General features: G+C 69.3%; 6 protein-coding genes and 1 pseudogene. 5 read left to right on the forward strand and 2 right to left on the reverse strand.

Annotated elements, in window-relative coordinates; genetic code table 11:
* Positions 1-1,194, reverse strand: a complete 1,194-nt coding sequence (locus GA0115259_RS07160) for a restriction endonuclease-related protein (protein ID WP_141716474.1) — start codon at positions 1,192-1,194, stop codon at positions 1-3.
* Between the two features lie 685 nt (positions 1,195-1,879).
* Between GA0115259_RS07160 and GA0115259_RS42710 the strand changes: the two genes are divergently transcribed.
* A complete protein-coding gene (locus GA0115259_RS42710; protein WP_345940996.1) occupies positions 1,880-2,137 on the forward strand; it encodes a P-loop NTPase family protein in 258 nt (85 codons plus the stop codon).
* A 75-nt stretch (positions 2,138-2,212) separates the two neighbouring features.
* Here GA0115259_RS42710 and GA0115259_RS07170 read toward each other — a convergent pair whose 3' ends face one another.
* A complete protein-coding gene (locus tag GA0115259_RS07170) occupies positions 2,213-3,430 on the reverse strand; it encodes a hypothetical protein (protein WP_093592506.1) in 1,218 nt (405 codons plus the stop codon).
* A 133-nt stretch (positions 3,431-3,563) separates the two neighbouring features.
* Between GA0115259_RS07170 and GA0115259_RS07175 the strand changes: the two genes are divergently transcribed.
* From GA0115259_RS07175 to GA0115259_RS07195, 4 genes and pseudogenes are all read left to right on the forward strand, one after another.
* Positions 3,564-5,600 carry a helix-turn-helix domain-containing protein gene (locus tag GA0115259_RS07175; protein WP_161230312.1) on the forward strand — a complete coding sequence of 679 codons (2,037 nt, stop codon included), beginning with the start codon at positions 3,564-3,566 and terminating at the stop codon, positions 5,598-5,600.
* Positions 5,601-5,788: 188 nt separating this feature from the next.
* Entirely contained in the window at positions 5,789-11,050 is a 5,262-nt protein-coding gene (locus tag GA0115259_RS07180) for an NACHT domain-containing protein (RefSeq protein ID WP_161230313.1), read from the forward strand.
* Positions 11,051-11,874: 824 nt separating this feature from the next.
* Positions 11,875-12,033: a hypothetical protein gene (locus GA0115259_RS07190; protein ID WP_256097936.1), complete on the forward strand. Its 159-nt coding sequence runs from the start codon at positions 11,875-11,877 to the stop codon at positions 12,031-12,033.
* 203 nt (positions 12,034-12,236) lie between these two features.
* Positions 12,237-12,807, forward strand: a pseudogene (locus GA0115259_RS07195) (type II toxin-antitoxin system Phd/YefM family antitoxin); the annotation flags it as partial.

Below are 12,807 nucleotides of genomic sequence, written 5' to 3' on the forward strand. Positions count from 1 at the left end.
TCACCACGGTGTGCCTCCAAGAGCCCGGGCGCGGGCCTTCGAGACGAAGTCACCCTCGGAGATGACCCGGACGCCGTCGCTGCGGCCCTGCATCTCCCGCTTGAGGTCGTCGACATAGTGCTTTTGCTCAAACCGGTGCTGGGGCAGGATCAAGAACCGATGCCGTGCCCGCATGTGCTGGTTCCATTTGAACGAGCGCCCCAGCATCGTCGCGCTCGTGCAGTCCTTGGCGTCCCCCGCCCACCTCTCGGACCGATCCGGATCATCCGGCGCGGCCGGATCGGGGAACTCCACGGCGACGTCGCATGCGTCCATGCCCGGCCACTTGTGAAGCCGCGCCCGACCTTCGGGCAGATGCCTGAGCGCATCGAACAGGCGCTTTTCCACCAAGCCCGGGTCGTGCATGCAGACCCGCACCCCGCGGTGCTGCACGTAATAGCCCTCCAGCACCTTGAGCTGCCTGATTACCGGAACCCCGGTACAGCCGGGCGTCCCGCACATCTCAACACCCTCGTGCAGGGGGTTGCCGCAGTCGCTGCAGACCCGACAGGACGCAGACCCACCGGTCTTGCGGTACTGGTAGGCGGCGTCGAAGAAGTCCCGCACATACAGGCGACCGTGACGGTCCACCTCCTTGAACCGCCCCGTGAGCTTGTTCAGTTCAAGATCGGATACCACCGGCGTCTCGATCAGGAACAGCCGCAGCGCCACATAAGCCTGCTGGACCTCCTCCTCCGTGCGCCCGTGCAACTCCGCCGCGGCTTGCAGCTTGGCGAACGCCCGATTCTCCGTGAGCTCCGCCTCGACGTCCGACCTGGGCGCGAGCCGGGCCGCCTCATCCGCGAACGCCGACAATTCCTCGCCGTCGATCAACAGGCTCTCTGCGTCGCTGTCAGAGACATCCAGTCGCACAGGCCAGCACCTCAGCGGCAGTCGGCACCAGGCGAACACCTCCATGTCGCTGACCGGCGGATTGCTTCCCTGCTCCAGCGCACGCCACCACAACCGTGTCACACCCGTGCGCCACGCTTGCGGGAGCAGGCCGGTCGTGGGCTCCGCCCCTTCACGGACGCGCTGGCGCTCCCACAGGATCCGTGCCAGGCCGGCCGCCAGCAGTTTCAACGTCATGTAGTCGTCGGCGATGTTGCTGCCGACCTCGGCCAGCCGCTCGTGGGCTGCCTGGTGCACCGTCACTGGCGCACCGTACACATACGCTTACGAACAGCAACGTTCCTGTTGATTGCAGGTCACCCTTTGGAGTGTCGAGACAAGAATCTGTGCGAGGGTGAGTGGGGTAGCGCGACGATGGTCGAGTGTGGTCCACAGCAACGGCCGCTTCGCGCTGTCACGGTTGTGGATGCTCGCCGCAATGACGTGGACGGTCAGGGGCAGGCCGAGACTATCGGTGACGATCAACCTCTTGCGGTCCTGCAGCTGCGGGGACCGCGTAGGCGGTGCGGACGGACTGCGAGTTGATCAGCCCCGCGCTCGGCTCCGCGTGGCGGCCGTCGGCTTCACGGACCCTGCCTGGCTCGGGCGGTTTGAACAGGTTTCCACCAGGGCGACTTGGGTTCTAGAGGTGGTTGCAACTGCTCCGCGCCGAGAACTCCCTGCGCGCCATCGCCCGGGACAGATGATCGCTGGAATCCGCCCCTCACCACCCTGCGCACCCGCGCACTGCTCGGCGTCGCCAGTGACCTGCTCGGGCACATGTCCGACAGCGATTCGGCTTCGCCGACAGCTTCGATATCGTCAGCCGCACCTCCAAAGTCGCCCACCCCCAAAGCGACTGTCCGGGGGAGAGAAATTCCAGGCATCGCTCGCTTTGGCCCTGGCGATCGCCGCACTGCATTCTCGCAGCGGGCCGGCTCTCGGCTCCTTGTTCCTTGTCGGGGGCTTCGCAGCCCTCGACACCACCGCACTGGACTCGGCTCTTGAGGTGCTGCGCACCCGGTCCGGCAGCGACCGCCTTGTCATGGTGATCAGCCACCTGCACGCCGTCGCCGAGGCCGTCGACGACGTGCTGTTGGTGGAGCGCACCGCTGCCGGGTCATCCGCCCTCTGGCTCACACCGGACGAGCGCGAAGAACTGGCACAGGCTGATCTGGCCAGCGGCCTGCAAGCACTGGCACGGTAGTTCGGCTACATCGTGCGGTGTTCCGCCCGGGCAACCTCCGGTTCGCTACTGCGTCCGGGATGCTGGCTCGGCGCTTCAGCGGTGGCGCAGCCGGGCCAGGAGCCTGCGCCAGCGCCGCCACCGGCGCGGTCGGCCTTCATGAGCGGCGGTTTCGGGATCAGGCGCCGGAGCGGCCGCCGCCGGGCTCTGGGGAGTCTGGTCCGCGGCGGAGATGGTGCTGTCGGGGGAGGCGGCGGTGTCGGCGGGAAGCGGGAGGGCGAGCTGCCGCGGTCGGGCGGTGGTGAGCCGGGCCTGCTGGGCGTAGCGTTCGCGGGCCTTGCCGCGCCGGTATGCCTCGCGGCCGGACTGCGCTGCTTCCAGGTCGGTCATCGCGGTGACCGCGGCGCCCAGCAGGGCGGGGGCGGCCAGGGCGCGCAGGGGCAGGGGCAGCAGGCCCCACCAGGCGGCGCCGTCGGCGGGCCTGGGGTGGCTGATCTTCCAGTCCCGCTGCCAGGAGGCTGCCGATCCGCTCCAGTCCTCTGTGGCCCGGGGCGGGTAGGTGATCGGGTGGCCGCCGAAGGGCAGTAGCAGTGTGCCGTCGTCGCGCCAGGCCACGGCGAACTGGGCCTGGGCCAAACGCTGCTGGCCGGAGGTGGGGCTGATCTTGTCGATGCGCTGGTCCTGTCGGCGGGTACGGACCTGAACTTGGCCGGCCGCGCGGTAGTGGGCGCCGTCGTGGCGGTCGAACAGGACCCACTGCCGCGTTGCGGTGTTCCGGTTGGCCAGGATTCGGTCGGCCTGGTGGTCGCTCAGCTCGCCGTGGGGGAGGTGGATGACGCCGGCGCCGGAGGGGGCCTCCAGCCGCAGTGCCAGCACCGGCATCACCTTCGGCTCGGCGGTGGCGGTCATGGCCGCCTGGATGCGTACTCCGGGCGCGGCGGCAGCGAGGCGCTCGGCGAGAGCCTGGGTGTCGGTGACGGCGGCACGCACACGGGCCAGATACCCGGGGGTGGCCGGGCAGCGGTCGATCTCGTGCCGGGTGTGACGGAAGCGGGCGGTGAAGTCGGTGTGATCGCGGGGCCCGCACAGCTCCAGCGTCCGCCCGCACGCCAGACAGCTGTAACGGCCGGAAGCCTGCCCGCGCGGCAGCACGCGGACGCTGTCCGGGGCCTGGCGAAGGTCGACGAGCAGGCCCGTGGCGGTGTCAACGGCTATGTCCCCGTGCCTGGGGCGCCGGCGGCGGGCACCGGGGACGGCGCGGGCAGGGTGGCGGACGGCGGAGGAACGGCGGCTCGCAGTAGCGGCGGTGCGCATAAGTCAGCTCCCGGTAACGGCGGTTGGGGTTGAGCGGTATGCCTTGAGCGTGCGGCGGCCGGGAAATGTCCACACCGCCCGCGGAGGGTTCGCACAGGTCGACTCTGGACATTGCTTGGTATGTCCTGGACAAATGAATGCGCTGATGGGGGCGTGGATGGCGGGTGGGGGGAAGCGGGGCCGCAAACCGGCTGCGATCCGGGCGGAGACGCCGCAGGCGCGGGCGTTAGCCGAGTTCCTTAGGGAACTGCGCGAGAAGTCCGGCAAGACGTACGACGATCTGGCCAAGGAACTCAGTTGGTCCCGCTCCAGCATCGGCAACCACCTGTCCGGCACGGTGCCGACGATGGACGTGGTGCTGAAATTGGTCGAGGCCACCGCCCCGGCCAGCCAGCTCGATGCGATGAAGACCCGGGCGGTCCGGCTGTGGGAACGGGCGACCAACCCGCCTGCCGGAGACCTGGCCGTGCGCCGACCGCCCTCGGGGGCAGCGCCGGTCGCCGCACGGTTCATCGCCGAGGGCCGCGGACGCCTGGCCCAGGCCGACGCCCACAGCCACCGACTGGCACAGGACCTGGCCACCGCCCAGGAACTCGTGGTCCTGCTCACCGCACTCAACGCCCAGCTGCGGGTCCAGATCGAACAGCTCGCCGCCGTCTCGCCGGAGAGCGAGAACGCCGACCAGGCCCAGGAGAAACTCACCCGCGCCATCGAGCAGCTCAAGCAGACCGAACAGGACCTCACCGAAGCCCGCCAGGCCCGCAACGAAGCGGAGAAACTCGCCGCCATCGCCCGTCGCCGCTGCCTGGAACTGGAAGAAGAACTCGCCCTCCTCCGCCTGGTCGGCCCCGCCAAGGAAGAGGCCGCCGCACCACAACCGGAGCAGCCCGAGCCGGACTTGGACCAGACGGCATTCCTGGCCGACCCGGCCCAGGCACTGCGCACCGCACGCCTACTCCTCGACCAGGGCCACGCGCTGCGCACCGAAGTGGCCGGCCAAATGGGACTGGCGGCCACCACCGCCGCCACCGACATCACGGTGCGGCGCAGCGAGCGCTGGCACGCCGCCACGACGCTGCTCGGCCGCACGCTCGGCTGCCTGATCGCCGCCGCCGGCGCCTCGCTCCACCTGGTAGCTCTTGCCGTGCAGGCCCCCGGCTGGATCGTGATCACCGACCCGGTCGCCCTTTCCGGGCTGGTCCTGGTCGCCGAACCCTGGCACCTGATCGCGCGCCTGTGGCCGTGGCTGCGCGCCGCCGCCCGCCGCGAACCCCTGCCTCGACCTCTGCCCATCACCTACGCCACGCTTGCCCCCCGCGCACTGCGCTGCCTGACCGCCGCCCTCACCGCCGCCGGCGCCGCGGCGAGCCTGCAGGCCGGCCTCTCCTGGGGCCCGTGGTGGTGGCTGCTCACCGCGCCTTGGACGATGCTGTTTTTCTCGATCACTGTCGTGGGCTACGACCCGGCTCTGCGGCGCACCACCCGCGCAGCCCTGGCCGACCTCGCCGCCGACCTGCGCGCACCCAACCTGTCCCCGAACCATGCCGCCGAACTCGCCAAGAAGCAGCCGTGGCTGCGTGTGATGGACGCGCAGTGGATCGACCGCCGCGCCGACGAACTCCACACCGTACTGTCCGGCAAATGGCGCGAGGCTCCTGTATGGATGTGGATCTGCCTGAGCCCGATCGTCTTACCCGGCCTGTACGGCATCGGGGTCGGCCTCGCTCAGGCCGTCGGAGCTCTCGACCTCGGCCACCACGCCCACTTGGCGGTGCGCACCGTCGACGAACCGGTCACCCGGTTCCTTCACGCACATACCGCTGGCCTGCCGCTCACCCCCGGGGCGGCGCACGCCTTGTGGATTGGCCTCGGAATCCTGGCGCTGGTGCTCTCCACCGTCGTTCGCGCCTTCGCGGCCCGGCTGACGTGGATGCTTTGGGGGGTGGGCACCGTTGCGATGACGTGGTTTGGGACCGGACAGGCCGCCCGGGGCACCGCGGCCGGCCTGGTGGCCGTCGTCTGGGGGCTGGTGTCGATCATCGCGCTGAACGGTGTCGGACAGCGCCCGCGGATCACCACGATCAACCTCTTCGGCGATGTGCGCGCGGCCATGCAACCCGAGAAGGACACGGAAGAGGCCGGTGCAGGGGAGACGACCACCCGCGAGTGAGGGCGGGCCTGGACGCATCAATGGGCACAGCAGTCCCACGTCTCGGTTGAATCACCCCCCCCCACGGCGTCGCACAGCCAAGCAGATGCATTCCTCGTGGGGGACTTGCCGAGAAATCGTAGGAGTGCCGTGCGACGATACGGGTCGTGGCGAGGCGGAGCGGTGCGGTGGTGCGGTCGTCGGGGGAGGTGCCGACGAGCCTGCGTGTTCCTCCTTCGGGCAGAGTCCGGCCGCCGATTGCCACCAAGGCCGACTATCTGCCGCTGGATCAACTGCCGTGGCCGGATGCGGAGCGGCTGTTTCTGCGGCTGGCTGAGCTGGACGGCCAGGCTGAGTACGCCGAGTTGTACGGCACAGCAGGGCAAGGCCAGGAAGGCATCGACCTGTTCGTCCGCAACACCCGCGGTCCGGCCGTGTCCGCCGGCACCGATCCCGGCCGCCGCTACACCACCTTGCAGTCAAAGCGTGTGGCGACGCTGACGTCGGCGGACATCATCAAGGCGGTCGACAAGTTCCTGGCCGGTTCCTGGGCCGACCGGTCGGAAGTCTTCATCTACGCCACCACCCATGCCCTGCGCCCCACCACGCTGGCTGAGGAACTTGAGCGCCAGGCGGACAGAGCAGAGAAGGCGGGGATCCGGCTCGAGCGCTGGGGACGCGAGTCGGTGAGCGAGCGGCTGCGGCAGCTGCCCGAGATCGTCGACGACTTCTTCGGCCGCGCCTGGGTGGCCGAGTTCTGCGGTCCCGAGGCCGAACAGGCTCTGGCGGGCAGGCTGCCGGGCCAGGATGTGGAGGCTTTGCGCGCTGGTCTGCGCAGCCTGTACCGGGCGTCCTTCGCTCTTCAGGACACAGGGGCGGTCTTGTTGGCTCCGGCCGTGTCTGCGCACCCGCCGAAGCCGCTTGAGTACGTCCTGCTGGACATCACCGACAGCGGCGGTGAGTTCCTCGGGAGTCCGTCGGGCACTGCGGGCGAGCAGTCTTCGGCGGACGAGCGCCGGGACGGGCGCGGTCTGCCTAGCGCAACAGGCCCGGGTGCGGCAGGAACAGCGGAGATGGAACAGGTCGTCGACGGGTACGCCCCCTGGTCCTACCGTGACGCCGTACCCGCCGTGGACCGTTTGCTGGAGCGCGGCCGGGTCGAGGACGAGCTGGGCGGGCTGGAGGTGACCCGCAGCGCCTGCGACGAATGGCTGGCCGACGGTGATCTCTCGGTCGTGGCCGGCGGGCCGGGGGCTGGAAAATCGAGTCTGCTGCGCTTCGTGGTGTCCGACCTACTGGACGACAGCCCCCGTTCAGCAGCCCTGGTCGCGAAGTTCGGCTCACATCTGCCGGTGTGGTTGCCGTTCTCGTTTCTGTGCGCATACATCAAAGAGGACGCCGAGCGGTCGGTGGAGTCCGCTGTCCGGGCCTGGCTCACCCGCTACTCCGCGCAGCACCTGCACGATCTGGTGGCCGGAGCCCTGGCCGATGACCGGCTGTTGCTGGTCGTCGACGGCCTGGACGAGTGGACCGACGAGGACAGCGCTCACCCTGCCCTGACACTTCTGGAGAACTTCGTCCGCAGCCGCAACGTCGCCGCCATCGTCTCCAGCCGCCCCTACGCCCTGCGCCGTCTGATGCCGCTGGCGGGATGGCGGGTGGGAAACCTGGCGCCGCTGTCTGCGGCACAGCAGCAGAGCATGACACGGGCTGCCTTCGCCAGGGCTGTGACTGCCGAGCCGGCCCCTCCCGCGGGCGAGCAGGAGGCGGGGCCTGCCGCGCAGCGTCTCATGGATGAGACGGCCGACCGCTTCCTGGACGAGGTCAAGGCCGTGGCTGACCTCAAGGCGCTCGCCGCCGTTCCGCTGTTCCTGCTGATGCTGGCCGGAATGTGGTCCAGGGGCCCGCTGCCCACGCGGCGCATGCAGGCCTACCGGCGGCTGGTTGACGTACTGATCGAGCAGCATCCGGCCATCCGGCGTCGCGACGTGCGCCGGCCCGCGGGCGGACTGGACACCCGGGACATCCGCCAGGTGCTGGCCGCTGTCGCCTACGAGCTACGACAGGCCGACACAGGACCTGCCGCCAGCACCCGGGTATGGCGTGCCAGTGTGGTCCGGGCACTGTGCGATGACGACCTGTTCGGCTACGACGGCGTGGAGGCCCGCCGTCTGGCCCCGCAGATCATGGAGGTGGCCGAAGGTGATCTCGGCATCCTGCTCGCCCAGGGAGCCGGCACCCTGGGCTTTGCCCACCGAGCTGTCGCCGAGCAGCTATGCGCAGAGCACCTGATGACCCTGCCCCTTGCCAGCCAGCAGGCGGTCGTCCGCTCCAGAGCGGGAAGCCGTTCCTGGCGGGACGTGCTGCTTGCCCTGCTGGCCGGGCAGGACCGCCCGAGCGACGCCGCCGAGCTCCTGCAGACGGCCCTCGACGCAGGTCCGAAGAACTCGACAGCGGAACTGGGCGGCCACGAACTGGCCGCGGAGGCCCTGGCCGCCGGAGTGCGCATGCCCCATCGGGAGGTTACCCGCTTCGCCCAACTGCTCTGCGCCCGCGTCGAGCACCACCCCTGGATGCCTCACCGGGCACGCCTGCTCGCCGCCCTCACCGGCGCCCTGGCCGAGACCACTGCCCGCCGGGTTCTGCTGCCGTGGTTCGCCCGCAAGACCATAGCAACCACCGACGAGCCGAACGCCTACTGGTCGCTGCGCCGCACAGACATCGCCGTACCGGACGCCGAGACGATCCTCCTGCAGGCACTGCGCCACCCCTCTGACGCTGTCAAGCACGCCTCGGCCCACGCCCTCGCCCAGCGCATGGCAGGCACCGACGAAATGGCACAGGCCCTGGCCGTCCTGGCATGCGAAGGAAGCGACACCACCATCCAGGCCGCCGCGCTCGAAGCACTGGTCACCGGCTGGCCCGGGCATACCAGGACGATGGAACTGATCTCCTGGGGCATGCGCCAGGGCGCGATCGGTCTTCGGGCCGTCGCATTGCGCGCGCACCGGGCCCTGCGACGCGATACCCCCCAGGGCATGGAACCCTACGACGAGAACGACCGTCAGTGGCTGCTCAGCCTGCTCGAACGGGACTCGGTGGGGGATGTCCTGGACCGGGTGACTGCGGAGATGGTCAGCGACGCAGCGCAGGGCGACGAGTCCGTGCGGGACCTCTGCCTTGCCATCCTGTCGGGCACCCCCGGCCGGCCCGGCACGCCAGGATGGAGAGAGCTCGCCTGGTGGGTGGTGCTCACCGCATTTCCGCAGGATTCAAGGGTCGTCCAGTGGGCGGCACGCAAGATCGCTTCCGACGACTACTTGCCCTACTCCCTGGCCAACGCGCCGGCCGCCTGGGCCGATGAGCCTGCCATCCGCGACGCCGCTCAGACCCGCCTCCTGCACGAATCCTTCCACCCGGCAGACAACACCTTCCACCTGGCCCGGCTGGCCCGTACCGGCCAGGTACGTGATCACCTGATCAGTGCCCTCGACGCGACTTTCGGTACAGCCGTAGCTGCCCGGGCCCTCCAAGAGCACTTTGGCGACGACCCCGTTGCCCGAGAAGCTCTGTTGCGCAAGATCAACGGTCCTGTTGATGACGCCGTGTCCTTCGTCGAGGTCGTGGCGACGGTCCTGAGACCCACCGACGGCATCGATCACCTGCTCCAGCTGATCCAGCAGCGCCCCCGGGAGGGCGTCCAGCATGCCATCGCCGCCCTCGCCAGCCTCTGGATCGACTGTAAGAACGCCGTACGTGGCGAACCCTCTCCCGTCCTGTTCGATCAGGCCGAACACGCTCTGGAACACCATGACGCACAGGCGCTTGCCTGCGTCTGCCTCGATGCGGTGCCAGGAGAGAACTTCGGCACCGCGCGCGGTTGGATCATCGGAGCATGGCCCGAAGTCCCCGAAGTCCTGACCTACGCCCGCCAATGCCTGACCGGCGCCGATCCCGAGGCTGGCCCGGTCCTCATCGGCTATGGCCCGCTCAACAGCCCGCAAGCCGCACAGATCATCGCCGAAGCCACGGCCCTGCTCAATCCGCTCCCGCCCGCTCTGCGCGTGCTGATCGCCCAGCAGCTCACCCGGCGCGGCATCGACACCGAGACCGTGACCGAACTGCTCAAGGAATGGCGCCACGACACCTCGAGCCCAGTGCGTCGGGCCGCCGCGACAGCGCTGGCCCGTACCCTCGCCGTCACTCCCGTCTTGGCGTCCGGCAGCGACGGCGCGACATCGGAATCCACCACAGCACACACCAACTGGCAGCAGGCACAGGAGAAGCTGCGCGCCGAATGCCGTCAGGAACTGCTCTCCTACGATCTGAACACGGGCGACGACCGCCGACGCACCGCTTGGGTGATCGTGCTCCTGCTTGGTGACGTCACCCTTCTGGAAGGCGTTGTCGAGCGCAACAACGGCCGACCCGCCTCCGCCGAATTCGACGATCCCCTCTCCGGCCCGGACCTCCAGCTGACCAAGCTGGTCGCAACCCACTGGACCGCGCTTCAACAACAGTGCGGCAACCAGCTGCTCGAACGCCTGACCGGTCGGCTCAGCCGCACCCCTCCGGAGCTCACCAAGGTATGGGCCACGCTGGCGACCGTTGCTGCCCGGCACCCCGAACTCGACCGTGCACTAAGCAATGCTGTGCGCGCTGACCCCGAACTCCTGCACGACAAGGATGTGTTTGCCTGGTACGCCGACACCAACCCGGACGATCCAGGTCTGCTCCGTCAAGCAGCCCAGGCGGCCCGGGCCGACAACGACCCCCAACCTGTACTCCACGTGGCGGGCAAACTCCTTCCGCTCGACGCCCATCGGCGTGAGCTGCTGGAACTCCTGATCCGCCCCCCGGGCAGAAAACCGTCACCACAGCTGATCAGTGACGACGACATCGACATGGCCGTCACTGGCTGGTGCCGCATTGCCCTGGCCCGCCTTCTACCGGACGACCCGCACGCGCACAGTCTCTACCGCGCCCTGCAACAACACCTCGCCGGCACCTACCGGATCGACTGGACCTGGCCCGAAGCCATCGCCGTGACGATCAACCTCGCCCCGGCTGCCCACGTACCCCACCTCACCCTGCGCATCGCCGAACGGCTCCAGCGCCGCAGCGCCGACTTTGCTGCGCCCACACTCTTTGAGGCAGCGGCCCACCGCATCCGCCGCGACCCCCAAGCCGAACAAGCCATGATCGACGCCATCACCAGCCCCGACACCATGGACACTAGCGCCACCCCGTGGCACCTCACCGGGCGTACCTACACTGCTGCGCCGAGCCAACCGGCCCACCAGCAGATCCTTCTGGCTGGCATTCTGGCAACCGCCACCGGGCTGCCTGCCGACGTCGCAGCGGCCCTGGCGCCGCTCGCCGACAGCGACAGCGTCCTGCACGACAACCCCCTCATGACACCGAGGCCGATCAGGCTTGCCGTCCTCGATCTCCTCGACACCGTTCGCTGAGCACCGAACGTTGTTGCGCGCTCGACCTGCCCCGACTCGTTGCAGCGGCCGGTTGCGGCGTGTGCTTGCGCCAGTACGACCAGCGTGCTTGCAGTCGTGGTGTGTGCTGCTCGGCCCGATCACATGTCGGCGTGCCATTCGCGTTGCCTGACCGCCTCCTCCCGTGCCCTCCTCGCACTTCGTCGTTATGCCGGCTTCGGGTAGCCTCCGCATCCCTCCTCCACCCTCCCGGGCGTTACGGGTCGCTTAGCTCCCGTTCCCCTGCCCCCTCCTTCACATTACGTGTTTGGTGGCGGATGGTGTTACGGGTTGGGTAGTGTGTGAGGTGCTGCGGCTCGCTGGTGATGTGGGGCGTGGCGTACCCCTGTTGAGTGTGCTCGCCGTTGTTTGTGCGCCGAGTGGCATTTGCCGTGTCGGGACCCGCCCGGCTGCTGTCTCATTCGTGTTGATCATGGTTGGGGGCTCGTGTGCCGTTGTCGGCTGAGGTGGGTACGCGGGGCGGTACGAGTTTGTATGCGAGCGCCTGGTGGGCGAACTTGGTGGGCGGTATCCGACGGCCGACAGTGAGCCAGCCGTGGGCGTTACCGGGCGGGGCTGGGGGGAAGCGCAGGCCGCGCACCAGGGCGTCGTCGGGGCCGTGTACCGGGACGACCAAGGCGCGGCCCAGATCGTGTGGCGGGAGCTGAGGGACATCGCGGATCGGTGGAGGAGCCATCCCGACTTCCCCGGCTCGGACCTTCTCCCCGTACGTGAGAGGGGTGTTGATGGTGACTAAGGGGCTGGCTGTGGCGATCGGGCGTGATGACCAGCTGGAGGAGGCCGGGATGCACGCAGATGACCGCGTCACCTGCTGGGCCCACCAGACGTGGGCTGCTGACTGCGCGGACCGGCATGCGCCGCTCACGGTCAGTCGCCTGCTCGCCGAGACGCTGGAGACCGACCGCATCCGATACCGCTCGGACGGGGTCGCCACCAGTTCGTAGCGACGCCGTGTCTGGGCGTCCTGGTGTTGCTGGTGGGACGTGCCCCGACGGGATCTATTGCTCGTTTTGCCTGCTGCTTGGGGAGATCGTTGATGTCTGCTGGTTCTGCTGTCCCTGATCCGTCCGGCTCGTCCGCCGATTCGGCTTCGGCGCCCGCTGCCGAGTCCGCTGCAACGGTTGCGTCCGGCTCGTCTGCTGTCCCCGTGCCCGAGTCGGCGCTGGGCGTACTTGAGTTGGGGGTGTCCGAGGCACGTACGCGATTGTATCAGCTGGTCGATGCCGCGCGGGACGACGACCAGGTCGTGGTGATCGCGAAGCGGGATGCGAAGTCTCGTCATACCTACCGTGCTGCGCTCATCCCGGTGGTCCGGCTGGACGAGTCCGGGCGGGCTCGGCTCGGATCGTGGCCGTCGTGGGCGCGCACGGCGGCGCGTCCGAAGCTGGGTGATCTTGTGGTGGAGGCGGGGGATTCGCCGGTGCGGCGGGGTGTGCCGCAGGTGCTGCTGGACCGTACGACGCCGCTGGCGGTTCTGGTGGAGGCCTCGCTCGTGCCGCCCGGCGACGTGCTGGTCGCGGTGCCCGGTGAGGCGCTCACAGATGCCGGGGTGGCGGATGCCGCGCAGCTGCCGTCTGCCGCACCCGGAGCGGCTGAAGGCCCGGCTGTGCCCGTCGTCGGTCCGGGGACGTCGCTGGCCGCTCCTGGGGCCGCGGAGGACCCGCCCCCCGTACGTGCGGCGGGTGCGGCCGTGCCCGGCCCCCCGGCTCTGGACGATG

Source organism: Streptomyces sp. MnatMP-M17 (assembly GCF_900091995.1).
In the GTDB taxonomy this organism is placed as follows: Bacteria; Actinomycetota; Actinomycetes; order Streptomycetales; family Streptomycetaceae; genus Streptomyces.

Excerpts from the sequence above, each read along its gene's own strand:
- GA0115259_RS07170 (WP_093592506.1), bottom strand. The coding sequence starts at position 3,430 with ATGCGCACCGCCGCTACTGCGAGCCGCCGTTCCTCCGCCGTCCGCCAC.
- GA0115259_RS07175 (WP_161230312.1), top strand. The coding sequence starts at position 3,564 with ATGAATGCGCTGATGGGGGCGTGGATGGCGGGTGGGGGGAAGCGGGGC.
- GA0115259_RS07190 (WP_256097936.1), top strand. The coding sequence starts at position 11,875 with ATGCACGCAGATGACCGCGTCACCTGCTGGGCCCACCAGACGTGGGCT.